Genomic DNA, 25,725 nt, shown 5'->3' with positions numbered 1-25,725 from the left:
GCGGAGTTCTCATGACCGGCCCTGATACATCAGCAGGGCGAACTCACTGAACGCACAGGTCGTACTGACCCGCCGTGCAGGTGTCGGTGCCGCCGAGGCCGTACATCTTGTTGGGCCAGGCGTTGCCGCTGAGCACGTCGTCGCCCTGGGTGCCGTAGACGTCCTGGACGTTCTTGAGCTCGTCGGCCTCGCCCGGCCTGGACGCGATGCCCGCCGCGAGGTCGATCGTCATGCCCTCGGTGTGGTCGCTGAAGTCGGCCTTGTCGCGCATGTTCAGCTTGGCGCCGTCGATCTTGTCGTTGCCGTAGCCGCCCTGCAGGAAGTTGCCACCCGCGTCTGCCTGCGGCTCGTCCAGCACGTCGTCGCCGTCCCCGCCGAACAGCTGGTCAGGGCCCAGTCCGCCGGTGATGGTGTCGTTGCCGTCGCCGCCCTGCAACACGTCCGCGCCGGAACCGCCGTGCAGCGAGTCGTTGCCGTCACCGCCGTGCTGTTCGGTGGGCACCGCGCTGTCGTAGAGGACCGTGTCGTCGCGACTTCCGAGGTAGATGACGACCTTCTGCACTTGCGCGCACTGGACGCGTGAGGCCGACAAGCGCGTGCACCCGGTACCGGCCCGCATCGTGCCGGCATCGCTGATGGTGGTGCCGGAGACGTGGATCTGGCTGGCGCGGGCAGGCGCCCCGGTGATGACGAGCCTGCCGGCCTCGATCCGCGCGGTTGTCGCGGGATCCGGAGCGGCGGTGGTTCCTGATGCGGCCAGTGCGGCCACGAGGACGAGCTGGAGCATGTCGTTCCCCCTTGAAGACGTTGTGCACGTGGGTACGCGGGCGCTGTTGTGGATCGGTTGTGGCGACCGCATCCGGGCCACAACCACGCGGGTCTCTCCTTCTGGTCGTCGACGGGGAGTCCGTCGTGAAGGGGAGGAAGACCATGAGAACCGGCATGGCAGCCCTGCTCGGCGTCGTGATGGCGCTGACGGTCACGCCGCTGACCGCGGCGGCCCAGCAGGAGCCAGACGAACAGGAGATCATCGTCAAGTTCCGCGAGGGTGCGTCGCGAGGCGACGCGCTGGAGCAGTCGCGGACGAGGGCGGTCGCCGACGCCACGGACGGCGCCGAGGTGCTCGCCTCCCGCGACGCCGCCGAGTCGATCCGGGTGCTGACGGCGCGCGGTGACGTCGAGTACGCCGAGCCGAACATCGTGCTGGAGACGACCGCCGTGCCGAACGACCCGCTGTGGCCGCAGCAGTGGCACTACTGGGAGGCCACCGGCGGCATCAAGCTGTCGCAGGCGTGGGACCTCGGGCCGTCCGGACTGGGCCAGCGGATCGCCGTGATCGACACGGGCCGCACCGCGCACCCCGACATGTCCGCCAACTACGTCGGTGGCTACGACTTCATCAGCAACGCGGGCTACGCCAAGGACGGCACCGGCCGCGACGCGAACCCGGCCGACCAGGGCGACTGGCGGCTGGCGAACCAGTGCGGCCCCGGTACGGCGGCACGGCCGTCGAGCTGGCACGGCCTGCACGTCGCAGGCACGGTGGCGGCGTTGCGCAACAACGCGACCGGTGGCACGGGCGTCGCGCCGTTGGCCAAGGTCGTGCCCGTGCGTGTTCTCGGCACGTGCGGCGGCACGTTGGCCGACATCGCGGCGGGCATCGTGTGGGCCGCGGGTGGCGCTGTTCCCGGCGTTCCGGCCAACCCGAACCCGGCCAAGGTGTTGAACCTGTCGCTCGGCGGTCCCTCGGCGGCCTGCCCCGCGACGTTGCAGAACGCGATCAACACGGCACGCAACACCTACCGCGCCACCGTCGTGGTGGCCGCCGGCAACAGCGCCGTCAACGCCGCGGGAGCCACTCCCGCCAACTGCGCGGGCGTGATCACCACGGGTGCCACGGACCGTCAGGCCAACCGCGCGTCGTACTCGAACTTCGGTGCGACGATCGAGATCTGCGCGCCGGGTGGCGAGACGTCGCCGCTGGTCGCGAACGGTGTGCTGTCGACGATGAACAACGGCCCGACGGTGCCGGCCGCGTCGATCTACAAGCACTACCAGGGCACGAGCATGGCGACCCCGCACGTCGCCGGTGTCGTGGCGCTGATGCAGCACGCACGGGTGCAGCACGGCAAGTTGTTGCTGACGCCTGCGCAGGTGCTGCTGCACCTGAAGGCAAAGGTGCTCCCGGCTGCCGCTCAGTGCGGCAAGGGGCTGCTCGACGCGCATGCGAGCGTGGCAGCGGCGATCGCCGCTGCCTGACTGTGAGTGTGAACGAAGGCCCCGGTCATCCGGGGCCTTTGTTCATGCGAGGGTCGGTTCCGCGACACGTCCGGAGGCTAGAAACTCGTGTCATGTCGCTCTCTCGTCGTGGGTTCATGGCTGCCGTCGCTGCTGCTGGTGCGGGCACGCTGCTGCCGCCGTCGGTGTACGCCGCGTTGGCCCGTGAGCCCCGCGCGGGAGGGTTGCGCGCCATCAAGCACGTCGTGCTGTTGATGCAGGAGAACCGTTCGTTCGACCACTACTACGGAACTCTTCGTGGCGTGCGCGGGTTCTCCGACCGGAATGCGTTGCGTGGGGTGTTCAACCAGTCCGGCGTGCTGCCGTTCCCGGTGCGTGAGGCGGCCTCCGGGCGTGACGTCCACTACATCGGCGACCTGGACCACAGCTGGAACGGCGGGCACTCGGCGTTGCGCGGAGGGTGGAACGACAACTGGGTGCCGGCGAAGACCGCGGCGACGATGGCGTTCTACACGCGGCAGGACATCCCGTTCCACTACGAGCTGGCGGACACCTTCACGCTGTGCGACGCGTACCACTGTTCGGTGCCGTCCTCTACCTCGCCGAACCGGAACTACTGGGTGTCCGGGTACACCGGCTTTGAGCCCTCTGGTGGTCGTGCGACCGGCAACGCGGCGTACAGCGAAGACACGCACGCCGGGTACACGTGGAAGACCTACCCCGAACGCCTTGAGGCAGCGGGGAAGTCGTGGCGCGTCTATCAGGAGTGGGACAACTTCCAGGACAACAACCTGGAGTTCTACGTGCGGTTCAAGGAGATCGCGCGCAAGGTGCTGCCGGCCGGGTTCAAGTCGCTGGACAAGCTGTACGGGACCGGGGACCCGGCTCTGATCGGATCGATCGACCTGTCGAAGCTGTCCGCCGCGGAGAAGTCCTTGTACGACAGGGGACTGCACCGGGTGAAGCCGGGAGGTCTGGGCGAGGCGTTCCGGGCGGACGTCGAGGGCGGCCGGCTGCCTGCGGTGTCGTACCTCGTGCCTTCCTCCGTGGACTCCGAACACCCCGGCGCGTCGTCGCCCGCCGCGTCCGCCTCGATCACCTACCAGGTGCTGGACGCGTTGGCCTCCAACCAGGACGTGTGGGAGTCGACGGTCCTGTTCATCACCTACGACGAGAACGACGGCTTCTACGACCACGTCCCGCCGCCGCGCCCGCCGTTGTCGGTGACTGACGAATACGTGGGTGACCGGCCGTTGGGCCTGGGTGCGCGTGTGCCGATGACGGTCGTCTCGCCGTGGTCCGTCGGCGGGTACGTGAACTCGCAGGTGTTCGACCACACGTCGATGACGCAGTTCCTCGAGCGGTGGACCGGGGTTCGCTCGGAGGAGATCTCCACCTGGCGCCGGACCGTGGCGGGCGACCTGACCTCGACGTTCGACTTCGAGCGGCGCCGCACGTGGCCCGAGGTCGGCGAGCCGGCCCCGGTGCCGCCCGCTTCGCCGCGGTGGCGTCCCGCGCCCCCGTCCTCGCAGAAGATGCCCGAGCAGGAGGCTGGACGACGGCGTGCGCGCGCTCTGCCGTACCAGCCTGACGCGTCGTTGCGCGGCTCACGGTTGGAGATGTCCAACTCCGGATCGGCCTCCGCGCACCTCGCGCTGTACCCGTACTCGGGGCAGTTCGCGGTGCCGCAGCACTTCGACGTTGCCTCTTCCGCGTCTCTTGAGGTCGCCGGTGACCACGACCTGGTGTTGCTGGGTCCCAACGGCTTCCGCCGTGAGTTCGCGGGCTCGTCCTCCGACCGTGCGCGCGTGTCGTCGTCGGTGCGCGGATACAGCCGTGTGCTGACTCTGACGTTCGAGAACTCCGGTTCGTCGCGTCTGACGTTCGTGCTGGGGAGGCGGCGGTACGTGGTGAGGCCGGGGCATCGGCACGTCATCCCGTGGCTGACCGTCATGAACTCCGGCTGGTACGACCTGACCGTGACGGTGGAGGAGGAGCCGAAGTTCCGCCGCCGTCTGTGCGGTCACATCGAGAACGGCCACGAGTCGATCTCCGGCTGATGTCCGGCCGGTTCGGTGAGCCGCGACGCGTGACTGTCGGGGCTGTCTGATACACCAGGAGGCATGAGCGCGAAGACCGGAGCAAGACGAGGGGAACGAGTCCCCGCGGCGTCGCTGCCGGTCGCCCGGATCGTGGTGGACGTGCCGCTGGCCCACCTGGACCGCCCCTTCGACTACTCGGTACCGTCCGAACTGGACTCGGCCGCCGTGCCCGGCTGCCGGGTCCGGGTCCGCTTCGCGGGCCAGCTGGTCGACGGCTACCTGCTGGAGCGGGCGGAAAGCTCCGAATACGGGAAGAAGCTGGCCTTCATCGAGAAGGTCGTCTCCCCGGAACCGGTGCTGACCCCGGAGATCGCCGCCCTGGCCCGCGCCGTCGCCGACAGGTACGCGGGCAACATGATGGACGTGTTGCGCCTGGCCATCCCGCCCCGCCACGCCAGAGCGGAAGCAGCCGCGTCCCCCGAACCGCCACCGCTGCCCCAGGTCCCGGCCTGGGTGGGGAAGCACTCGCCCGACGCCGAGCCGGTGGAGCCCGCGGCGACCGAAACGCCCGCGGACGCTTCCGCCGCACCGGCGGAGGTACCTGCGGAGGACAAGGCATCGGACGCCGCCCACGCGGTCTTGCCCGAGCGCTCCCAGTTGCCGCCCGTCCCCGCCGACGCCTGGTCGCGCTACCCGCGCGGGCCCAAGTACCTGGAAGCCCTGCGCGAAGGCCGCCCCGCCCACGCCGTCTGGCAGGCCCTGCCGTCCGAGGACTGGCCCGCTCGCCTGGCCGAGGCGGCGGCCGCGGTCGCCTCCACCGGCAAGGGCGTGATCATCGTCGTCCCCGATCATCGCGACCTCGCGCGGGTCGCCGAGGCGTGCGGCGGTCTCATCGAAGGCGTGGTGACGCTGTCGGCCGACCTGGGACCGTCCGAACGCTACAAGCGCTGGCTGGCGGTGCGCCGGGGCGTGGCCCGAGTTGTGGTCGGCACGCGGGCGACGGCCTTCGCTCCCATCAAGGACCCCGGACTGCTGGTCGTGTGGGACGACGGTGACGACCTTCACGTCGAGCAGCGGTCGCCGTATCCGAACGTGCGCGATGTGCTGGTGCAGCGTGCGCACATGTCCGGTGCCGCGCTGCTGATCGGTGGTTTTGCCCGTACTGCTGAGGCGCAGTTGCTCGTCGAGACCGGATGGGCACACGAGATCGTGGCGTCGCGCGAGACGCTTCGAGCGATCGCCCCGCGTGTGGTGTCGGTCGGCGACAACGAGTGGCAGGACGTCAAGGACTCGGCGGCCCGTACCGCGCGTCTTCCGTCCATCGCCTTTGACGCGGCCCGGTTCGCGCTCACCGACTCGCCGGTGCTCATTCAGGTTCCGCGTCGGGGTTACGTGCCCGCGCTCGCCTGCGCGCAGTGCCGTGGTCCGGCTCGGTGCCGGCGTTGTGCGGGTCCGCTGGCTTTGCCCGGCGGGATGGAGGACGGCTCGCCCAAGCCCGCGTACTGCCGGTGGTGTGCGGCCACGGAGGCCGGGTTCCGCTGTCCTACGTGCGGGTCGCGCCGGCTGCGGGGGCAGATCATCGGGGCTCGGCGCACGGCGGAGGAGCTGGGGCGGGCGTTCCCCGGGTTTCCGGTGCGGACCAGCGGGGCCGACGAGGTGTTGACCAAGGTGCCGGGCAGGCCTTCCCTGGTGGTGGCGACACCGGGCGCCGAGCCGGTGGCCGAGGGTGGCTACGGCGCGGTGTTGTTGCTCGACGGGTGGGCGTTGCTGGGGCGGGCGGACCTCAGGGCGTCCGAGGAGGCACTCCGGCGCTGGATGACCGCCGCCGGGCTGGTGCGGCCGGGCAACGGGCGGGTGGTCGTCATCGCGGACTCGTCGCTCACGCCGGTGCAGGCGCTGGTCCGCTGGGACCCGGTGTGGCACGCCTCCACCGAGCTGGCCGCGCGGACCGAGCTCGGGTTTCCGCCCGCGGTGCGGATGGCGACCGTCGACGGCACCCCGGACGCGGTGAACGCCCTGCTCGACGAGCTGCGGCTGCCGCCGACCGGTGAGGTTCTCGGGCCGGTGCCGCTGGGTGACGACGAGACCAGGGAACGGGCGCTGGTCCGGGTCGCGCGGAGTGAGGGGCGGCAGCTGGCCGCCGTGCTCGCCGAGGCGCAGGCCGTGCGGACGGCCCGCAAGGAGCAGGAGCTGGTGCGGATCAAGCTCGATCCGCTCGAGGTCCTCTAGGGCTGGTCCGCTAAGGCTGGGCGTAGTGGGAGCGGAGGCCGGCGATGTGCTCGCGGATGTCGTCGTCGGTCAGCTTCTCGTACTCGAGGTACTCGCTCAGGTAGGTCATGAGGTCGCCGCGTTCCGGGTGGTTCTCGTTCGCGATGACGTGCGCCGTCGTGCCCGCGATGCCCGCCGGGAACAACAGGAAGCCGTCGATGCCCGCCATCGTGTCGAACGAGGCGTTCTTGGCCTCCCACAGGGTCCAGACGTCCTCCTCGCGGCCGCACTCGGCCAGCAGCAGCGCGGCCAGGACCATCGACTCGCTCAGGCCCCAGCCCTCGTGGTGGGCCGCTGTCTCGGCGGCCAGCAGATGGCGCAGCAGGTCCGCGTCGCCGTCCCGGCGTTCGCGCAGGAGGAAGTGCAGCACCTCCTCGCGGTCCGACTCGTCGAGGGGGATGTTCGCGAAATCCGTTCGCAACCGGTCAAGATCGATCGACACATCCGCACCTTAGGCCTTCATCAAGGAAGGTTGCCATCTGGTCGCAACGGAGTAGAAGTTTCCGCATGTTGCGAACGGTTGCCGCACTGACGCTCTCCGTCGTACTGGTCGCTCCCGCTCACGCGGAGGCGGCGGAACCACCACCTCGGGTGCCCGAGCAGGTCGGCTGGGGCGGTGCCGTCTCCAGCGTCGACCCCGACGCCTCCCAGATCGGCATCGACGTGCTCCGCCGCGGTGGCAACGCGGTCGACGCCGCCGTCGCCACAGCCGCCGCGCTGGGCGTGACTGACCCGTTCAGCGCCGGCATCGGCGGTGGCGGCTTCTTCGTCCACTACGACGCCCGCACCGGTCGAGTGTCCACTCTGGACGGCCGGGAGACCGCGCCGCGCTCCGCGACCGACCAGCTGTTCGTGGAGAACGGCACGCCGCTCCCGTTCGCCGAGGCGATGACCAGCGGCCTGTCCGTCGGCGTGCCCGGCACGCCCAAGACGTGGCAGCAGGCGCTGCGCAAGTGGGGCACGCTGAACCTGCGCGAGGCCATGGCGCCCGCGGAAGCGTTGGCACGGCGCGGTTTCGTCGTCGACAAGACGTTCAACTCGCAGATCACGAACAACGCCGCGCGCTTCGCCGACTTCACCTCGACCCGCGACCTCTACCTGCCGGGTGGCCAGCCGCCCGCCGTGGGCAGCACGTTCCGCAACCCGCAGCTCGCCGACACCTACCGCGAACTGGCCCGCACGGAGCTGGCCTCGCTGTACGGCGGCGCGGTCGGCCGTGACCTGGTCAAGACCGTGCAGAAACCGCCGGTCGTGCCGGGCTCGACCCGCAACGTCCGCTCCGGCGCCATGGAGATCTCCGACCTGGCCCGCTACCAGGTCGAACGCCGCGACCCCACGCACACGCGCTACCGCGGCCTCGACGTCTACGGCATGGCGGCCCCGTCCTCCGGCGGCACGACCGTCGGCGAGGCGCTGAACATCCTCGAGTCGACCGACCTCGCGAAGGTCTCCGACGTCGAGTACCTGCACCGCTTCATCGAGTCGACGAAGCTCTCGTTCGCCGACCGGCTGCGCTGGGTGGGCGACCCCGCCTTCTCCCGCGTGCCGACCGACGGCCTGCTCTCGCAGAAGTTCGCCGACAGCCGCGCGTGCCTGATCAAGCCCGACGCCGTGCTGCCCGCACCGCAACCGGCCGCCGACCCGCGCAACCCCAAGGCGTGCGAGGCCACCGCCGGCCTCTCGGCACTGCGCGAGGACGCCGAGCGCACCACCCACCTCACCACGGCCGACCGCTGGGGCAACGTGGTCGCCTACACCCTCACCATCGAGGCGGAGGGCGGCAGCGGCATCGTCGTCCCCGGCCGGGGCTTCCTGCTCAACAACGAGCTCACCGACTTCGAGTTCGTGGCCCCCACCGCCGGCGTCCCGCACCCGAACCTGCCGGGCCCCGGCAAGCGCCCGCGCTCGTCCATGGCCCCGACCATCGTCGTGGACCACGGCAAGGTCCTCCTCGCCGTGGGCTCGCCTGGCGGCTCCACCATCATCACCACCGTCACGCAGATCCTGACCGCACGCCTGGACCGCAAGATGTCCCTGCGTGACGCCGTGGCCGCCCCACGCGCCTCCCAGCGCAACGCGGCCACCACCCCGGCCGAGGCGGAGTTCATCGCCGCCGCGACCACCGCGGGCCTGCAGGCCATCGGACACAAGTTCAGCCAGAACGCCGAGATCGGCGCCGCCACGGCCGTCGAACGAGCCTCGGACGGCCGCTGGCGCGCGGTCGCCGAGCCGACGCGGCGCGGCGGAGGCGCGGCCCGCGTGGTGAAGGTGGGTTGATCTAGTTGTTGGTGCGTCCGTCGACGCGTTCGCGGATGAGGTCGGCGTGGCCGTTGTGCTGCGCGTACTCCTCGATCAGGTGGATGTAGAGCCAGCGCACCGAGATCTCGCCCACCCGCTCGTGCACGAAGATGTCGTCGAGGTCCCGCGTGGCGACCGCCATGCGGGACTCGGCCATTTCGGCGAGGAGGGCGGCGTACTCGGCCTCGGCGCGGGCCGGGTCGAGATCCTCGAAGGCGCCGCCCGAGGTGCCGGGCAAGCTGTAGCGGCCGTTGACGTCCTCGCCCGCCAGACGCTTGCGGAACCAGACCCGCTCCACGTCGGTCAGGTGGCGGATCAGGCCCAGCAGGGTCAGGTTCGACGGCGGGGTGGACGCCGTGGCGAGCTGTGCGCCGGTCAGCCCGGCGCAGTTGGCCAGGAAGGTGGCTCGATGGCGGTCGAGCCACGCCTCCAGCATCGGGCGTTCGGCGCCGAGCAGTGGTTCGTCGGCAGGTTCGACTTCGGGTGCGATCCAGGTCATGGGGACATGATCAGCCGATGGAACCTTCGAAGACGACCTCATTTGCGGCGTTTCGGGCCACGACGTGCACGTTCCTGAGTGAGAACGGCTGGCCGCCGGTGAAGTTCAGCGTGGCGAGGAACTGGCCGTCGGTGACCTCCGCGGTCACGGTGGTGGTGCCTGAGGCCGACACCTCGACGGTGCGTGCGGAGCGGGTGGTGCGCGCGGCGAGGAAGACTTCGGACTCGGTTCGGTAGCTGTCGACGATCAGGGTGGCGTCCGGGTCCGCGGGTGCCGCGCGGATCAGCGACAGGCCGTTCTGATGTGGCTCTGAGACCGCACAGGTCGCCGACTCCTGATGTCCGCGGTGGGCGATCAGCATCCCGCGACGCCGATCGAGGCCCGCGGCCAGGAGCGGCTCCCATCCTCGAAGCTCGTCGACGGTCGCACTGTTGTTGTTGAAGGCGTTGTCGACGCACCTGGCGAGGACGTTCACGGGTGCCCACGGGTCATGGTCGCCACTCTCGAAACTGTCCGTGATTCTGTCCTCGGACCCTGACGTGAACCTCTGGACGGGGACAGCCTGGTCGTCGAAGACCAGCTCGTTGGTCAGCATCGTGGCTGACGTGTGCACGATGAAGAAGTCGGTTGTGGCGATGCCGCTGGAAGAGCGTTGGGGGACTCCGGCGACGTTCTCGCGGGCCATGACCGTTCGCGTGCCGAGCGGAGGCACACCAGCGATGACGTTGCTGGACCGGTAAGTGACCGAGCCCGCCTCCAACCGGGTCGGCTGGAAGCCCGGCGGCGCGACGCCGGCACGGGAGAGGGTGAGCTCGCAGAAGCGCCCGTCCTCGCCGACGAGGACCTTGCGCAGCCCGAAAACGACCATCTCGGTGGACGACCAGCCCTGGTCGTCGATCGCGGCGCGGCAGCGGGCCACGTCCTGGCTCGAAGGAGCGACAACCCGTTCGCGGCCGGGGTCGGCCTCGTCGGCTGCCGGCCGCGTGACGACCAGACCGCCCACGATGAGGAGCGTGACGCCGGCGGCCACGGCCAGCGGGGTGTGGTTACGACGGGTCCGGGTCTCGGTGAAGACCGGGCGCATGCGGTCCTTGACGTCCGCGGGCAGTGCGCGACGGGGTGGCAGTTCGATCGTCATCACTCCACCTCCAGGGTGTCGTCGGCGAGCACCTTGCGCAGGCGGGTGCGGGCACGGGAGATGCGGGAGCGGACGCTCACCTCGGCCACGCCCAGGGCCTCCGCGGCTTCCGCGGCGCTCAGTTCGCCCAGCAGGACGAGTTCCACGGCTTCCCGTTCGGCGCGGGGGAGGCGTTCGACGGCCTGCAGCACCTGGCTGAGCCGGGCTTCGTGGTCGAGGGACGACACGACATCGTCCGCGTGGTCGCGCTGGACGTCGTTGCGGGGCACGCGGAGCAGCAGCCGGGTGAATCTCTCCTTGCGGCGGAACTCGGAGCGCGCCAGATTGCCCGCGACGGTGAACAGCCACGGCAGCGCGCTGTCCCGCACGAGGGTCATCTGGGCGCGGCGGCGCCAGGCCGTCATGAACGTCGCCGACGTCAGGTCCTCCGCCGTCGACCAGGACGCGGTCAGGCGGTAGGCGTGGTTCCACACCGCCTCGGCGTAACGGTCGAAGAGCTCGCCGAACGCCTGCTCGTCACCCCGTGCCCACAGTTCGGCGTCCGACAGGGCGTCGTCGGGCACGGCGGCCGCCCCCTCCCAGCTCGGTCGCATCAGCCTCATGACCTGGAGGTGTCCACCTTCCGGCCGAGTGTTGCACCCGATCTTCCTACCTCGGGCGGACGCAGGGTCGATACTCCGAGCCGATGTGGGCTGACCTGCGCGAACGGCACAGTTCATGGCATGACGACGCACAGTGTGACCCGCGCCCCGGCCGCCCACTTCGACTTCCACGCGCTGCTGCGCCCCGTGCTGACGGGCCTGCGGTTCACCGGCCACTTCCTCGTGGCGCTGGTGAGCGTGATCTTCCTCGGCAGCGCGTCCGAGCACTGACCGCACTCCTCGTAGACTGGCACCCAGTCCACCACGAGGAGCACCGCGTTGACCGTCCAACCCATCCGCCTGTTCGGCGACCCGGTGCTGCGCACCGCCGCTGTCGAGGTCATCGACTTCGACAAGGAACTGCGCACCCTCGTCAAGGACCTGTGGGACTCGATGCAGGACGCGGGCGGAGCGGGACTCGCCGCGCCCCAGCTGGGCGTTGGGCTGCGCGTGTTCACCTACCACTGCGACGGCTTCGCGGGACACCTCGTCAACCCGACGTGGGACGTGGTCGGCGAGGAGATGCAGGACGGGCCCGAGGGCTGCCTGTCCATCCCCGGCATGTCGTGGGACTGCAAGCGCCACCTGCACGTCGTGGCCAAGGGCTGGAACATGCACGGTGAGCCCGTCGAGGTCGAAGGCACCGAGACGCTGGCCCGCTGCATCCAGCACGAGACGGACCACCTCGACGGTGTGCTGTTCCTCGACCGCCTCGACGCCGAAACGCGCAAGGTGGCCATGAGGGAGATCCGGCAGGCCGAGTGGTTCGACGGTACGGTCCCCACCTTGAAGCAGAGCCCGCACCCACTCTTCGGCAGGTCCAGCTGACCATGCGACTCGTGTTCGCCGGTACGCCCGAGGTCGCACTTCCCTCGCTGCGCGCCCTGATCGACTCCCCCCGCCACGACGTCGTCGCCGTGGTCACCCGCCCAGACGCCCCCTCCGGCCGAGGCCGCAAGCTGGAGCGCTCGCCCGTCGGCGCGCTCGCCGACGAGCACGGCATCGAGGTGCTCACGCCCGCCAAGGCCGGGGACCCAGAATTCCTGGACCGCCTGCGCGCGCTGGAACCCGACCTCTGCCCGGTCGTCGCCTACGGCAACCTGCTGCCGCAGCGGACGCTCGACGTCCCGAAGTTCGGCTGGGTCAACCTCCACTTCTCCGTGCTGCCCGCGTGGCGCGGCGCCGCGCCGGTCCAGGCCTCCGTGCGCAACGGCGACGACATCACCGGCGCCTCGACCTTCCGCATCGTCAAGGAACTCGACGCAGGCCCGGTGTTCGGCGTGGTGACCGAGAAGGTGCGCGAGCGCGACACCTCCGGCGACCTGCTGACCCGGCTGTCCGAGTCCGGCGCCCACCTCCTCCTGTCCACTGTGGACGGCATCGAGGACGGCACGCTGCGCGCCGTCGACCAGCCCGCTGACGGCGTCACCTACGCCGCCAAGATCTCCGTCGAGGACGCACGCCTCGACTTCTCCACGCCCGCCGTGGCGATCGACCGCCTGGCGCGCGCCGTGACGCCGGAGCCCGGCGCGTGGGCCGAGTTCCGGGGTGAGCGGCTCAAGCTCGGCCCCGTGACACCCGTGGACGACATGACGCTGCCGGCCGGCGAGATCCTCGTCGAACGCAAGCGCGTGCTCGTGGGCACGGCGACCACCGCCGTGGCCCTCGGCGAGGTCCAGGCGCAGGGCAAGAAGCGCATGGGCGCCACCGACTGGGCCCGCGGCGTGCGCATCGAAGCAGGGGAGCGCATCGCATGACGTGCTCCGACATGCAGGCCGGCACCAACTCGGCGCGCGTTGTACGCGCCGGAGCAGGGGAGTACAGCTCATGACCGGCCACTCGCGAGGAGCCTCCAAGCCTTCCCGCCCGCAACGACCGCACCCGCCGCGCCGGCGCACCGGACCCACCCGGCCGCCCGTGGAGGACCCGGCACGCCTCGCCGCGCTGGAGACACTGCGCGCCGTGCGGCAACGCGACGCCTACGCGAACCTCGTGCTGCCGCAGATGCTGCGCGACCGCCGCATCACCGGCCGTGATGCGGCCCTGGCCACCGAGCTCACCTACGGTTCGGCACGAGCGCAAGGCCTGCTCGACGCCGTCATCGAGGCGTGCTCCGACCGCCCGCTGTCCGAAGTGGACGGCTCGGCGCTCGACGCGTTGCGGCTCGGTGCGTATCAGCTGCTGCGCACCCGCATTCCGGCACACGCGGCGGTCGCCTCGACCGTCGACCTCGTCCGGGCCGAGCTCGGATCCGGGATCGCGGGCTTCGTCAACGCCGTCCTGCGCCGGGTCGCGGAGCAGGACGAGGCGGCCTGGGTCGACGAGCTCGCGCCCGACCCGGACACCGACCCGATCGGCAACCTGGCCTTCACCCACGCCCACCCGCGCTGGATCGCGCAGGCGTTCGCGGAAGCCCTCGGCAGCCGCGAGGAGTCGCTGAAGCGCGCCCTGGAAGCCGACGACGCCAGGCCGGCCGTGCACCTGGTGGCACGTCCCGGCGAGGTGAGCGCCGACGAGCTCGCCGCCATCACCGGCGGCGACGTGGCGCCGTACTCGCCCTACGGCGTGCACCTGGAGGCGGGGGCGGGCGACCCGGGCGATCTCGAGCCCGTCCGGGAACACCTCGCCAACGTCCAGGACGAGGGCAGCCAGCTCTGCGCCCTGGCCCTGACCCGCGCCCCTCTCCTGAGTGGTGACGAAGAGGGCGGTGACAACGGAGGCACTGACGACCGCTGGCTGGACCTCTGCGCCGGCCCTGGCGGCAAGGCCGCTCTGCTGGCCGCACTGGTCGGCATCGAGGGTGGCGAGCTGATCGCCGTCGAGAAGGCGCCCCACCGCGCCGAGCTCGTGCGCAAGCTCACCTCAGGCCTGCCGGTGACCGTGCACGTGGCCGACGGCCTCGAGACCGACTTCGTCGAAGGGGCGTTCGACCGGGTACTGGTCGACGCGCCCTGCACCGGTCTCGGTGCCCTGCGCAGGCGCCCGGAGGCGCGGTGGAGGCGCCAGCCCGCCGACGTCGGCACGCTCACGAAGCTGCAGCGCGAGCTGCTCACCGAGGCGTTGCGACTGGTGCGTCCTGGCGGCGTCGTTGCTTATGTCGTGTGCTCACCTCATCTCTCTGAGACCGTCGGGGTGGTGACGGACGTCGCGCGGCGGACCGAGGTGGAAGTGCTGGACGCGCGGGAGTTCTTCCCGGGAGTTCCGGACCTCGGGGAAGGACCGCACGTTCAGCTCTGGCCTCATCTGCACGGCACCGACGCGATGTTCTGCGCGGTGCTGCGACGCCCTGTTTGAGCGCTCGTGAAGGACGCTAGCGACGGGGTCCGACAGGTTCGGGCCCCGTCGGCTCGTAAAGGGGTGTATGGGCCTCGGGGTTCACTGGTTCGGGTGACGGCAGAGGGTCCGGACCGCCCGACCTAAGATCGTCCGCATGACACGTGGGCTGCTCGGACTGGTCGCAAGCGGCTGCGGCGGCGTCGAGAACTGGTTCCGCACGGAGCTGGCGGAACCGGCCGCGCAACGCGGCTGGCGCCTGGCCATCACGCTCACGCCGACGGTCGTCCCGTGGTTCGAAGAGGCCGGCGAGCTCGACGAGCTGCAGGCACTCACGGACCTGGAGATCCGCTGGAACCCCAGGATGCCGAGCCAGCCCAAGCCCTACCCCACGCCGGACGCGTTCATCTTCGCCCCGGCCAGCGCGAACTCCGTGGCCAAACTGGCGCTGGGCATCGGCGACAACCAGGCGCTGACCGCTCTCAACGAGGCCATCGGCGCCGAGAACTGCAAGGTCGTCGTCATGCCCCAGGCGAACGCGGACAAGCGGCGTCACCCGATGTGGAACACCCACGTCTCGACGCTCACCATGGCGGGTGTCGTGGTGGTCACTGACGAGGCTCCCGGCAGGCTGCTCGACCTGCTGGACACCTAGACTTCACCCTTGTGGTCCACACGCCGATGATCGCCCCCAGCATCCTGTCCGCCGACTTCGCGCGCCTCGCCGACGAGCTCGCCTCGGTGCCCACGTCGGACTGGATCCACGTCGACGTCATGGACAACCACTTCGTGCCGAACCTGACCCTCGGGCTGCCGGTGGTGAAGTCGCTGCTCAAGGTGACCGACATCCCGATCGACTGCCACCTGATGATCGAGGACCCGGACCGCTGGGCCATCGAGTACGCCGAGGCGGGCGCGTACAACGTCACCGTGCACGTCGAGGCGGCGCGGGACCCGATCAAGCTCGCCAGGAACCTCCGTGCCGCGGGCGCGAAAGCCGGCCTGAGCGTCAAGCCCGGTACGCCGCTGGAGCCCTACGTCGACGTGCTCAAGCACTACGACACCCTGCTGGTGATGTCGGTCGAGCCGGGCTTCGGCGGGCAGAAGTTCATGGCCGACGTGCTCGAGAAGGTGCGCCAGGCACGTCACCTGGTCGACACCGGGCACCTCAAGCTGATCGTGGAGATCGACGGCGGCATCAACGCCGACACGATCGAACAGGCCGCGCAGGCCGGAGTGGACTGCTTCGTCGCCGGGTCCGCCGTGTACGACGCGGCCGACCCCGGCAAGGCCGTCGAGGCACTGCGCGCCGAGGCAGCCCGGGCCCAGGCAGCCGGTACCCCGTGACGCCCGAGGACGCGATGGTGCTCGCCATCGCGGAGAGCGAGCGGGTGCGGGGCACCACCAGCCCCAACCCGCCCGTCGGGTGCGTCATCCTGGACGCGAGCGGCAAAGCCGTCGGGTTCGGTGCCACCCAGCCGATCGGTGGTCCGCACGCCGAGGTAATGGCACTCAAGGAAGCGGGCACGAAGGCACAGGGCGGCACGGCCGTGGTCACCCTTGAGCCGTGTTCGCACTACGGCCGTACGCCGCCGTGCACCGAAGCGCTCCAAGAAGCCGGCATCAAGCACGTCATCCACGCCGTCACCGACCCGAACCCCAGGGCGGCGGGCGGCGGGGCACGCCTGGAAAAGGCCGGCATCACCGTCGAGAGCGGCCTGCTCGCAACGGAAGTCAGCAACGGGCCCCTCAGGGCGTGGCTGCACTACGCGCGCACGGGGCGTCCGCACGTCACGTGGAAGTACGCGGCGTCGCTCGACGGGCGGATCGCGGCACCGGACGGCACCAGCCAGTGGATCAGCTCGGAGACCTCCCGCAAGGAGGTCCACCACCTGCGCGCCAAGCTGGACGCGATCATCGTCGGGGCCAACACCGTCCGGAAGGACGACCCGGCGCTGACGGCCAGGGACGCCGACGGAATGCCGCTGCCCCGCCAGCCGTTGCCGGTGGTCGTGGGCATGAGCGACCTGCCGGATGGAGCCAAACTCCAGCACACCGCGCTACACCTGCGCACGCACGACCCGGACGACGTCCTCGCCGCACTCGCGGCCCGTGGCGTGGTGGACGTGCTGCTGGAGGGTGGTGCAACTGTGGCTGGTGCGTTCTGGCGTGCTGGGAGGATCGACCGCGTGCTCGCCTACATCGCGCCAACGCTGCTCGGGAACGGTCCCGCGGCGGTGCTGGACGCGGGCGTGTCAACCATCACGGACGCTGTCCGGTTGACCGTCGAAGACGTCACCATGAGCGGACCGGACTTGCGGATCAGCGCGGTTCCGCAAACTTAGGAGGAGCGGTGTTCACCGGGATCGTCGAGGAACTCGGCCACGTGGTCGCGACGCAGGACCTGCCGGACGCGGCACGGATCCGCATCGCCGGGCCCATCGTGACCAGCGACGCCAAGCACGGCGACTCCATCGCGGTGAACGGCGTCTGCCTCACCGTCGTGGAGGTCGAGAACAACACCTTCACCGCTGACGTGATGCGCGAGACCCTCGTGCGCAGCAGCCTCGCGAAGATCGCGGAGGGCGACAAGGTCAACCTGGAGCGCGCGGCCGCGGTCGGCCAGCGCCTCGGCGGCCACATCGTGCAGGGCCACGTCGACGGCACCGGCCTGATCCTCGCGCGGGAGAAGGCCGAGCACTGGGAGATCGTCCACATCGGACTGCCTCCGACCCTCGCGCGCTACGTCGTGGAGAAGGGCTCGATCACGGTCGACGGCGTCTCGCTGACGGTCGTGAGCGTGTCCGAGGACCAGTTCTCCGTGAGCCTGATCCCGACCACGCTCGACCTCACCACCCTGGGGCACCGCACGCCGGGCTCCGTGGTGAACCTGGAGGTCGACGTGCTGGCCAAGTACGTTGAACGACTGGCGATCCCGCACCTGCGGGCCATCGCGGGCGAGGAGGCCCAGTGAGCACCGACTTCGCTGAGATCGAGCGGGCGATCAAGGACATCGCCGCCGGGCGGCCCGTCGTCGTGGTGGACGACGAGGACCGCGAGAACGAGGGCGACCTGATCTTCGCCGCCGAGAAGGCGACGCCGGAGCTGCTCGCGTTCATGGTGCGCTACACGTCCGGCTACATCTGCGTGCCGCTCACCGAGTCGGACTGCGACCGCCTCGACCTGCCGCCGATGTTCCACACGAACCAGGACGTGCGCGGCACCGCGTACACGGTCACGGTCGATGCGCGGGAGGGCGTCAGCACCGGTATCTCGGCCGCGGACCGCGCCCGCACGATCCGGCTGCTCGCCGACCCGACCTCGAAGGCCAGCGACTTCAACCGTCCTGGCCACGTCGTGCCGTTGCGCGCCAAGGCAGGCGGCGTGCTGCGCCGTCCTGGTCACACCGAGGCCGCCATCGACCTGGCCCGTCTGGCCGGGTTGTCGCCCGCGGGTGTGCTCTGCGAGATCGTGTCGCAGAAGGACGAGGGCGACATGGCCCGCCGCGACGAGCTCGAAGTGTTCGCCGCGGACCACGACCTCGCGATCATCACGATCGCCGACCTCATCGCGTACCGCCGCCGGGTCGAGACCCAGGTCGAACGCGCCGCCGAGGCCCGCATCCCGACCGCGCACGGCGTGTTCACCGCCTACGGCTACGACAGCCTGCTCGACGGCATCGAGCACGTCGCGATGGTGTACGGCGAGATCGGCGACGGCGAGGACGTGCTGGTGCGCGTGCACTCCGAGTGCCTCACCGGCGACGTGCTCGGCTCGTTGCGCTGTGACTGCGGCCCACAGCTCGACGCGGCGCTGGAAGCCGTTGCGGCACAAGGACGTGGCGTCGTGCTGTACATGCGCGGCCACGAGGGCCGCGGCATCGGCCTGATGCACAAGCTGCAGGCCTACCAGCTGCAGGACCAGGGCGCGGACACCGTGGACGCGAACCTGGTGCAGGGCCTGCCCGCCGACGCGCGCGACTACGGCACGGGCGCGCAGATCCTGGTGGACCTCGGCATCAAGTCCATGCGGCTGCTGACGAACAACCCCGCGAAACGCGTGGGACTCGAGGCTGGCTACGGTCTCCGTGTGCTGGACCGGGTGCCGCTGCCGATCTCCCCGAACCCGGAGAACCTGCGGTACCTGCGCACCAAGCGCGACCGGATGGGTCATGAACTGCACCAGCTGGAGCAGTACGAGACCGTCGTTTCCGCTACGGAGGACCAGGAATGAGCGGCGAGGGCCGTCCAGAACAGACCCCGCTCGACGGCAAGGGCCTGAGCGTCGCGATCGCCGCGACGCGCTGGAACAGCAAGATCACCGACCAGCTCCTCGACCGCGCGCTCAAGGCGGCGCAGGACGCGGGCTGCGTCGACACGACCGTCGTGCGCGTGGCGGGGGCGATCGAGCTTCCCGTTGTGGTGCAGGAACTCGCGCGCCACCACGACGCCGTCGTCGCGCTGGGCGTGGTGATCCGCGGTGGCACCCCGCACTTCGAGTACGTGTGCGACTCGGTGACCGACGGGCTCACGCGCGTCGCGCTCGACGAGTCGACGCCGGTCGGCAACGGCGTGCTGACGGTCAACACCGAGGAGCAGGCACTGGCGCGCGCCGGGTTGCCGGACTCGGTGGAGGACAAGGGTTACGAGGCGACCGTCGCCGCGATCGACACGGCACTGGTGCTGCGCGGCCTGCGTCAGCCGTGGACCGAGCGAGGTTTCGCGTGATGACCGCGGAAGCGAACGCGATCGTGTTGCGCCCCAAGAAGATCCGCCGCGTCGCGTGGGCGTGCGCGATCGGCCTGGTCGCCGTGTTCACCGTGGTCGGGTTGCTGCTGGGCAACACCCCGACCGGCGTGATCTTCCGGACCTCCGACCAGGTCGCGATGATCGTCCTGGGCTTCCTGCTGGCGGGCGGCGTGCTGCTGCTGACCCGTCCGCGCGTCACCGCCGATGCCTCAGGTGTCGACGTGCGCAACGTCGTGACGTCGCACCACTTCGAGTGGAACGACGTGCTCTCGGTGAGCTTCCCGGACGGCGCCGCTTGGGCCCGCCTGGAGCTGCCGGAGGACGAGTACATCTCGGTCATGGCCGTGCAGGCCGTGGACCGCGAGTACGCCGTCTCGTCCGTGCGTGCCCTGCGTGAGCTGCACAAGGCAGCGCACCACTAGATCCACTGACTCACTAGATCCACTGGCCCAGGATCGCTCCCGCGAGCGCGAGGCCGACGATGTGATAGCCCGCGCCGATGGCCGCGAAGGTCATGGGCGCGGGCTTCGTCATGTCATAGGTACCGGTCACGAACATGACCGGCAGCGCGATGCCGATGCCGACGACCAGGCCGAGCAGGATGCCTTCCATGATGTTGTCCGTCCCGGACGCGGCTCCGACCATGGCGGTGGCGAGGGTGGCGGCGAAGCAGGTGACGAGCGGGACGGCGTAGATGCCGGCACCCGCGTTCTCCGGTGGGTTGAGGTCCCAGCCGGCGGCCCGTTGCCAGGCCTTGCCGAAGGCGAATTCGGCGTACCACAACGCACCTAGTGCGAAGTACGCGATTGTGGCCACGATGATGGCTAACCAGTTCAGGTGGCCGAGCACGGTCAAGCTCATGAGGGTCTCCCGCGGTGATCAGGATGCCTTGGCATCGCGGGGTGCGCGGTCACTGTTACCGGTGGTTCGGGCCCGGACATAGTGGTGGCCAATACATCGCTATCGCCAGAGCGCGAGGATGACGCTGGCCAGCAGCAAACCGGCGAAGTGGTATCCGGCGCTGATAGCGACGCTGGTCATCGCGGCGGGTTTGGTCGCGTCGAACATCCCGGTGACCGCCAGGACGGACGCGGACACGCCGATGCCGACGACGATCGCGAGCACGACGCCCTCACCGACGGTGTCGGTGCCGGTCGCCGCGGCCAGCATCGCCGTCGCGAGCGTGGCCACGAAGCACGTGACGAGCGGGACGAGGTAGATGACGGCACCCGCGCCCTCGGGCGCGTTGCCGTCCCAGCCCATGGCTTTCTGCCACGCCTTGCCGAACAGGAACTCGGCGTACCAGAGCGCACCCAGTCCGAAGTAGACGATCGTGGCGACGATGACGGCCAGCCAGTTGAGGTCGCCGAGGATGCCGGGGCTCATGATTCCTCCAGCCGATGAGGTGCGGGGAATCGTAGATCCAATGGCAAAGGGCCGCCCACCGAAACCGGTGAGCGGCCCTTTCGCGTTGCCTTGGACTAGCTGCGGACCATCTTGCGCAGCACGTACTGCATGATGCCGCCGTTGCGGTAGTAGTCGGCCTCACCGGGCGTGTCGATGCGGACGACCGCGTCGAACTCGACCTTGGAGCCGTCGGCCTTCGTGGCGGACACGTGGACCGTCGACGGCGTGGTGCCGTTGTTCAGCTCCGTGACGCCGGTGAAGTCGAACGTCTCGGTGCCGTCCAGGCCCAGCGACGCTGCGTTCTCGCCGGCCGGGAACTGCAGCGGCATGACGCCCATGCCGATCAGGTTCGAGCGGTGGATGCGCTCGTAGGACTCGGCGATGACGGCGCGGACGCCGAGCAGCGAGGTGCCCTTGGCCGCCCAGTCGCGCGACGAACCCGAGCCGTACTCCTTGCCCGCGAGGACGACCAGCGGGACGCCGGCCTCCGCGTAGGCGACCGAGGCGTCGTAGATCGTCGTCTGCGGGGCGTCGTCGGCCAGGAAGTTGCGGGTGAAGCCGCCCTGGACGTCGTCGAGCAGCAGGTTGCGCAGGCGGATGTTCGCGAACGTGCCGCGGATCATCACCTCGTGGTTGCCGCGGCGGGAGCCGTAGGAGTTGAAGTCCTTGCGGTCCACGCCGTGGTCGGTCAGGTACTTGCCGGCGGGCGAGTCGGCCTTGATCGAACCGGCGGGGGAGATGTGGTCCGTGGTGACCGAGTCACCCAGCAGCGCGAGGACGCGGGCACCCGAGATGTCGGTGACCGGCTTCGGCTCCATCTCCATGCCCTCGAAGTACGGGGGCTTGCGCACGTAGGTGGACTCGGCGTCCCACTCGAACGTGTTGCCGGTCGGCGTGGGCAGCGACTGCCAGCGCTCGTCGCCGGAGAACACGTTGGTGTAGCCCTTGGTGAAGCCCTCCGCGGAGATCGAGGTCGAGATGACCTCGGCGATCTCGGCCGGGGTCGGCCAGATCTCGGAGAGGTACACCGGCTTGCCGTCCGGGTCGAACGCGAGCGGCTCGGTGGTGATGTCCTTGTCCATCGAACCGGCCAGCGCGTACGCCACGACGAGCGGCGGCGACGCGAGGTAGTTCATCTTGATGTCAGGGTTGATCCGGCCCTCGAAGTTGCGGTTGCCGGACAGCACCGAGACGACCGCGAGGTCGCCTTCCTGCACGCCCGCCGAGATCTCCTCCTGCAGCGGGCCCGAGTTGCCGATGCACGTGGTGCAGCCGTAGCCGACCAGGTGGAAGCCGAGCTTCTCCAGGTACGGCATGAGGCCGGCGCGCTCGTAGTAGTCCATGACGACCTTCGAGCCCGGCGCCAGGGTCGTCTTGACCCACGGCTTGCGCTCGAGACCGCGCTCGACTGCCTTCTTGGCCAGCAGGGCGGCACCCAGCATCACGGACGGGTTCGAGGTGTTGGTGCACGACGTGATCGCGGCGATCGCGACGGCGCCGTGGTCCAGCTCGAACTCGGCCCCGTCGAGGGTGACCTTGATCGGGTTCGACACGCGGCCGGTGGCACCCTCGGCGGCGGACTGGAACACCTTCGGCGCGCCGGAACCGTTCTGACCCTCGTGGATGGCCGCGGGGTCGCTCGCGGGGAAGGACTCGTCGACGGCCTCGTCCACACCGGACAGCGCCGGGGACTCGGTGTGCGCGACGTAGGCGCCCAGAGCCTGGCGGAACGACTCCTTGGCGTTGGTCAGCTCGATGCGGTCCTGCGGGCGCTTCGGGCCGGCGATGGACGGGACGACCGTCGCCAGGTCCAGCTCCAGCGTCTCGGAGTACACGGCCTCGCGGGACGGGTCGTGCCAGAGGCCCTGCTCCTTGGCGTAGGCCTCGACGAGCGCGATCTGCTCCTCGGAACGGCCGGTCAGGCGCAGGTAGTCGATGGTCTCGCCGTCGATCGGGAAGATGCCGACCGTGGAGCCGAACTCCGGCGACATGTTGCCGATCGTGGCGCGGTTCGCCAGCGGCACCGCGCTGACGCCCTCACCGTAGAACTCGACGAACTTGCCGACGACGCCCTGCTTGCGCAGCATCTCGGTGATCGTGAGCACCAGGTCGGTGGCGGTGGCGCCCGCGGGCAGCTCACCGGAGAGCTTGAAGCCCACGACGCGCGGGATCAGCATGGAGACCGGCTGGCCGAGCATCGCGGCCTCGGCCTCGATGCCGCCGACGCCCCAGCCCAGCACGCCGATGCCGTTGACCATCGTGGTGTGCGAGTCGGTGCCCACCAGGGTGTCCGGGTACGCCTGGCCGTTGCGGACCATGACGACGCGGGCCAGGTGCTCGATGTTGACCTGGTGCACGATGCCGGTGCCGGGCGGGACGACCTTGAACTCGTCGAACGCGGTCTGGCCCCAGCGCAGGAACTGGTAGCGCTCCTTGTTGCGCTGGTACTCCAGGTCCACGTTCAGCTCGAACGCGTCCGGGCGGCCGAAGATGTCGGCGATGACCGAGTGGTCGATCACGAGCTCGGCGGGAGCGAGCGGGTTCACCTTCTCGGCGTCGCCGCCCAGCTGGGTCACGGCCTCGCGCATGGTGGCGAGGTCGACGACACAGGGCACACCGGTGAAGTCCTGCATCACGACGCGGGCGGGCGTGAACTGGATCTCGGTGTTCGGCTCGGCGGCCGGGTCCCAGGAAGCGAGAGCGCGCACGTGGTCGGCGGTGATGTTCGCGCCGTCCTCGGTCCGCAGCAGGTTCTCCAGCAGGATCTTCAGGCTGAACGGCAGACGCTCGGCGCCCTCCACGGCGCTCAGCCGGAACACCTCGTACGAGGCGTCGCCGACGTTGAGCGTGCTGCGGGCGCCGAAGCTGTCCTTGCTAGCTGGTGCAGTCACGTGCAACTCCATCTGGTGACAGCGCGGTGGTCAGTTCGGGGTACGGGGAGAGTCTTCCTCAAGCGGTTGACCGCTGCCCCTCGACCCCAAACAGTACGCTTGTCCTGTAAGCCGCTTCAAGCAAGGTCGCCCTAAGTCACTGATCGGTCCGGTACTCGCCCGGTGACCTGCCCGTGAACCTCTTGAAGGCGGCGCTGAACGCGCTGTCGGTCCGGTAGCCGACCGCGGCGGCGATCGAGGCGACCGTGTCGGTGGTGTCCCGGAGCCTGCGGGTCGCCGCGTGCATGCGCAGGCGGAGCAGGTAGTCGAGCGGCGTCATGCCCACGGTCTCCTTGAACCGCAGGAAGAACGTGGACCGCGACATCGCGACCGTGCCCGCCAGCTCGCTGACCGTCCACGGGTGCTGGAGGTTGTCGTGCAACGCCTTGAGCGCCGGCCCGAGCTGGGGGTGCAGCTCGGGGTTGAGCGCGTGGTCGCGCAGGACCTGGAGCAGCAACACCTGGGAGAGGCGGTCGAGGATCATCTTGCCGCCGTCGATCTCGGTCCTGATGAGCTCGATGGTCGCCTCGGCCGTGCCGGTGTGGGCCTGCACGTGGATGACCGGCGGCAGGACTTCGAGCAGCCGCGCGGTTTCCTGTTCGCAGGTGAAGCCCGCGCCGAGCAACGTCGTGTCGTGCCCCTCGCCGGCGTACGCGGTGTTGTGGGGCGTGCCGTTCTCGTAGTCGTAGACCGTTGCCGCGAACACCGACGGCGTGTCCGGATCCGCGGCGATGCGGTACGGCCGCCGTCCGGCGATGACGTAGCAGTCGCCCCGCTCGGCCCAGAAGCTCTCGTTCCCGACCGTGAGGTGCACGCGGCCCTGGACGACCACCTCCACCCGCAGGTCCAGCCACCCGGCGAAGTGCAGCGCCCACCGCCCGCCCGCGTGCAGGGGCGTCGCGACGGCCCAGTTCACGCTCAGCGTCGACAGGACGTGCTCGAGCGGGTTCAAGCTCGGACTCTCCCGACAGAACGACGGACTCTCGCTGCTGTTCGCAGCTGATCTTGCCTGGTTAGCGTACGTCCACACCGATGATGAGGAGATCTTGATGGACCGCGGGAACCTGTTGCTCGTGCACGGCGCCTGGCACGGGTCGTGGTGCTGGGACCACCTCGTTCCCGAACTGAGGTCGCGCGGCTGGACCCCGTCGGTGGTCGACCTGCCGAGCGCGTCGGGGTCGCCCGCGTTCGGCATGCGCGATGACGCTGCCGTGGTGCGTGAGGCGTTGGTGGCGCTGGACGGTCCGGTGACCGTGGTGGCGCATTCGTACGCCGGTGTGCCGGTGGGGGAAGTCGCGGCTTCCGTTCCGTCGGTTGTCCGGCTGGTGTACCTGGCCGCGCACATGCTGGAGCCGGGCGAGAGCGTTGTCGGGGTCTTGGGCGGTCCTTGGTACGAGCCGGGGACCAAGATGCTGGACGCATTGCCGCGGGAGTTGCTGTTCGCGGACGTGCCGGACGAGTTGGCCTCGTGGGCTGTCGGGCGGATGCGGCCGCAGAGCGCACGGGTGTTCGAGGAGCCGGTGACGGCGGCGGCCTGGCAGACGGTGCCGGCCACGTCGATCGTGTGCTCGGAGGACGCGATCTTCCCGGCGGTGTTCGCGGATCGGCTGCGGGCGAGCGGTGCGCTGGAGCTGCCGGGGTCGCACTCGCCGTTCCTGTCGCGGCCTGCCGAGCTGGCGGAGCTGATCAGCTCAGCAGGATGACCGCGAACGTGATCAGCATCAGCACCTTGAGGCCTTCGAGGGCGATGTAGACGAGGTGCGTGCTGGACTCGGGCGGGGTTTCGCCCGAGATGATGGTCGCGGCCCTGGCTTCCAGCCGGGGCCGCAGCGCTGTCACCTGGACGGCCAGGGTGAGCGCGAGCGCGATGAGCAGAATCGTGGCGGCGAGCGGGCGTGGGGCGAGCGCGAACGTGACCGCGGTGGCGGCGGCGAGCACGATCTCCGCCGCGTTCAGGGCGCGGAACACCAACCGGCCGATGCCGAGACCCAGCGGCAGGGTGATGCCGGGCGCGCGGAACTTCAGCGGCGCCTCGATCGAGATCGCCACGACCATGCCGAGCCAGATGCAGGCGGTGGCGAGCGGTGCCAGTGTCATGAGGGGCCATCTTGCTCCTCGGCGCCGGCCAGGGCCGGTGCGTTGAGGCGAGGCTCGTGATCTGGCTGCTGTCGATCGATCCCGTTCACGCTCGCCTGCTCCGGCGTGGGTGTCGCGGCCGTCAGGGGCATGAGGCTGGATTCCGA

26 protein-coding genes are annotated in these 25,725 nt (G+C 70.0%); 16 read left to right on the top strand and 10 right to left on the bottom strand.

The features are described 5' to 3' along the window. Positions 1-43: 43 nt before the first annotated feature. A complete protein-coding gene (locus SK803_RS15050) occupies positions 44-787 on the bottom strand; it encodes a calcium-binding protein (protein WP_319966599.1) in 744 nt (247 codons plus the stop codon). 143 nt (positions 788-930) lie between these two features. Between SK803_RS15050 and SK803_RS15045 the strand changes: the two genes are divergently transcribed. The 3 genes from SK803_RS15045 to SK803_RS15035 all read left to right on the top strand — a co-directional run bounded on the left by SK803_RS15045 (position 931) and on the right by SK803_RS15035 (position 6,509). Next, the gene (locus SK803_RS15045) at positions 931-2,259 is read left to right on the top strand and encodes a S8 family serine peptidase (RefSeq protein ID WP_319966598.1); all 1,329 of its coding nucleotides are present in this window, start codon (positions 931-933) and stop codon (positions 2,257-2,259) included. A 92-nt stretch (positions 2,260-2,351) separates the two neighbouring features. Next, the gene (locus SK803_RS15040) at positions 2,352-4,298 is read left to right on the top strand and encodes a phosphocholine-specific phospholipase C (RefSeq protein WP_319966597.1); all 1,947 of its coding nucleotides are present in this window, start codon (positions 2,352-2,354) and stop codon (positions 4,296-4,298) included. Positions 4,299-4,361: 63 nt separating this feature from the next. Further along, entirely contained in the window at positions 4,362-6,509 is a 2,148-nt protein-coding gene (locus SK803_RS15035; protein ID WP_319966596.1) for a primosomal protein N', read from the top strand. Between the two features lie 10 nt (positions 6,510-6,519). On the opposite strand, the gene SK803_RS15030 is transcribed toward SK803_RS15035, so the two are convergent. Further along, the gene (locus SK803_RS15030) at positions 6,520-6,990 is read right to left on the bottom strand and encodes a hypothetical protein (RefSeq protein ID WP_319966595.1); all 471 of its coding nucleotides are present in this window, start codon (positions 6,988-6,990) and stop codon (positions 6,520-6,522) included. A 65-nt stretch (positions 6,991-7,055) separates the two neighbouring features. Between SK803_RS15030 and ggt the strand changes: the two genes are divergently transcribed. Then, complete coding sequence (ggt, locus tag SK803_RS15025; RefSeq protein ID WP_319966594.1) at positions 7,056-8,825, top strand: gamma-glutamyltransferase; 1,770 nt, start codon at positions 7,056-7,058, stop codon at positions 8,823-8,825. 1 nt (position 8,826) lies between these two features. Here ggt and SK803_RS15020 read toward each other — a convergent pair whose 3' ends face one another. Genes SK803_RS15020 through SK803_RS15010 form a run of 3 tightly spaced genes read right to left on the bottom strand, consistent with a single transcriptional unit; the run spans position 8,827 to position 11,085 of the window. Continuing rightward, on the bottom strand, positions 8,827-9,345 hold the full coding sequence (locus SK803_RS15020) for a DinB family protein (RefSeq protein ID WP_319966593.1): 519 nt from the start codon (positions 9,343-9,345) through the stop codon (positions 8,827-8,829). Between the two features lie 10 nt (positions 9,346-9,355). Then, entirely contained in the window at positions 9,356-10,483 is a 1,128-nt protein-coding gene (locus SK803_RS15015; RefSeq protein WP_319966592.1) for a hypothetical protein, read from the bottom strand. Next, complete coding sequence (locus SK803_RS15010) at positions 10,483-11,085, bottom strand: RNA polymerase sigma factor (protein WP_406601535.1); 603 nt, start codon at positions 11,083-11,085, stop codon at positions 10,483-10,485. Before SK803_RS15010 ends, SK803_RS15015 begins: the two co-directional genes overlap by 1 nt. Before the next feature lie 120 nt (positions 11,086-11,205). On the opposite strand from SK803_RS15010, the gene SK803_RS15005 reads away from it, so the two are divergent. The 11 genes from SK803_RS15005 (at position 11,206) to SK803_RS14955 (ending at position 19,567) form a co-directional block, all read left to right on the top strand. Then, entirely contained in the window at positions 11,206-11,355 is a 150-nt protein-coding gene (locus SK803_RS15005) for a hypothetical protein (RefSeq protein ID WP_319966591.1), read from the top strand. 48 nt (positions 11,356-11,403) lie between these two features. After that, the gene (def, locus tag SK803_RS15000; RefSeq protein WP_319966590.1) at positions 11,404-11,952 is read left to right on the top strand and encodes a peptide deformylase; all 549 of its coding nucleotides are present in this window, start codon (positions 11,404-11,406) and stop codon (positions 11,950-11,952) included. A 2-nt stretch (positions 11,953-11,954) separates the two neighbouring features. Beyond that, on the top strand, positions 11,955-12,881 hold the full coding sequence (fmt, locus tag SK803_RS14995; RefSeq protein WP_319966589.1) for a methionyl-tRNA formyltransferase: 927 nt from the start codon (positions 11,955-11,957) through the stop codon (positions 12,879-12,881). A gap of 70 nt (positions 12,882-12,951) precedes the next feature. Next, entirely contained in the window at positions 12,952-14,418 is a 1,467-nt protein-coding gene (locus tag SK803_RS14990; protein ID WP_319966588.1) for an RsmB/NOP family class I SAM-dependent RNA methyltransferase, read from the top strand. 136 nt (positions 14,419-14,554) lie between these two features. Continuing rightward, complete coding sequence (locus SK803_RS14985) at positions 14,555-15,052, top strand: flavoprotein (protein WP_319966587.1); 498 nt, start codon at positions 14,555-14,557, stop codon at positions 15,050-15,052. A gap of 26 nt (positions 15,053-15,078) precedes the next feature. Beyond that, positions 15,079-15,744, top strand: coding sequence for a ribulose-phosphate 3-epimerase (gene rpe, locus SK803_RS14980; protein WP_319966586.1), 666 nt, complete (start codon positions 15,079-15,081; stop codon positions 15,742-15,744). A gap of 14 nt (positions 15,745-15,758) precedes the next feature. Beyond that, entirely contained in the window at positions 15,759-16,742 is a 984-nt protein-coding gene (ribD, locus tag SK803_RS14975) for a bifunctional diaminohydroxyphosphoribosylaminopyrimidine deaminase/5-amino-6-(5-phosphoribosylamino)uracil reductase RibD (RefSeq protein WP_319966722.1), read from the top strand. Positions 16,743-16,750: 8 nt separating this feature from the next. After that, on the top strand, positions 16,751-17,371 hold the full coding sequence (locus tag SK803_RS14970) for a riboflavin synthase (protein WP_319966585.1): 621 nt from the start codon (positions 16,751-16,753) through the stop codon (positions 17,369-17,371). Then, entirely contained in the window at positions 17,368-18,630 is a 1,263-nt protein-coding gene (locus SK803_RS14965; protein ID WP_319966584.1) for a bifunctional 3,4-dihydroxy-2-butanone-4-phosphate synthase/GTP cyclohydrolase II, read from the top strand. Before SK803_RS14970 ends, SK803_RS14965 begins: the two co-directional genes overlap by 4 nt. Continuing rightward, on the top strand, positions 18,627-19,124 hold the full coding sequence (gene ribH, locus SK803_RS14960) for a 6,7-dimethyl-8-ribityllumazine synthase (RefSeq protein WP_319966583.1): 498 nt from the start codon (positions 18,627-18,629) through the stop codon (positions 19,122-19,124). The genes SK803_RS14965 and ribH overlap by 4 nt, the downstream gene beginning before the upstream one ends. Next, positions 19,124-19,567, top strand: a complete 444-nt coding sequence (locus tag SK803_RS14955) for a PH domain-containing protein (RefSeq protein WP_319966582.1) — start codon at positions 19,124-19,126, stop codon at positions 19,565-19,567. The genes ribH and SK803_RS14955 overlap by 1 nt, the downstream gene beginning before the upstream one ends. A 13-nt stretch (positions 19,568-19,580) precedes the next feature. On the opposite strand, the gene SK803_RS14950 is transcribed toward SK803_RS14955, so the two are convergent. The 4 genes from SK803_RS14950 to SK803_RS14935 all read right to left on the bottom strand — a co-directional run bounded on the left by SK803_RS14950 (position 19,581) and on the right by SK803_RS14935 (position 24,434). After that, on the bottom strand, positions 19,581-19,994 hold the full coding sequence (locus tag SK803_RS14950) for a DUF1761 domain-containing protein (protein ID WP_319966721.1): 414 nt from the start codon (positions 19,992-19,994) through the stop codon (positions 19,581-19,583). Positions 19,995-20,105: 111 nt separating this feature from the next. Then, a complete protein-coding gene (locus SK803_RS14945) occupies positions 20,106-20,531 on the bottom strand; it encodes a DUF1761 domain-containing protein (protein ID WP_319966581.1) in 426 nt (141 codons plus the stop codon). A 95-nt stretch (positions 20,532-20,626) separates the two neighbouring features. Next, positions 20,627-23,443 carry an aconitate hydratase gene (locus SK803_RS14940; RefSeq protein WP_319966580.1) on the bottom strand — a complete coding sequence of 939 codons (2,817 nt, stop codon included), beginning with the start codon at positions 23,441-23,443 and terminating at the stop codon, positions 20,627-20,629. 136 nt (positions 23,444-23,579) lie between these two features. Then, on the bottom strand, positions 23,580-24,434 hold the full coding sequence (locus SK803_RS14935) for an AraC family transcriptional regulator (RefSeq protein WP_319966579.1): 855 nt from the start codon (positions 24,432-24,434) through the stop codon (positions 23,580-23,582). A 97-nt stretch (positions 24,435-24,531) separates the two neighbouring features. On the opposite strand from SK803_RS14935, the gene SK803_RS14930 reads away from it, so the two are divergent. Further along, positions 24,532-25,185, top strand: a complete 654-nt coding sequence (locus SK803_RS14930) for an alpha/beta fold hydrolase (RefSeq protein ID WP_319966578.1) — start codon at positions 24,532-24,534, stop codon at positions 25,183-25,185. Here the strand turns inward: SK803_RS14930 and SK803_RS14925 are convergent. After that, positions 25,169-25,579 (bottom strand): hypothetical protein, encoded by a 411-nt coding sequence (locus tag SK803_RS14925; RefSeq protein WP_319966577.1) that lies wholly within the window; start codon positions 25,577-25,579, stop codon positions 25,169-25,171. The two genes, SK803_RS14930 and SK803_RS14925, sit on opposite strands and share 17 nt — an antisense overlap. Positions 25,580-25,725: the final 146 nt, after the last annotated feature.

Origin of the sequence: Lentzea miocenica (genome assembly GCF_033949945.1) — a bacterium.
GTDB lineage: Bacteria > Actinomycetota > Actinomycetes > Mycobacteriales > Pseudonocardiaceae > Lentzea > Lentzea miocenica.
The sequence above is the reverse complement of the archived record's forward strand: the minus strand, read 5'-3'. Positions and strand labels throughout refer to the sequence as shown.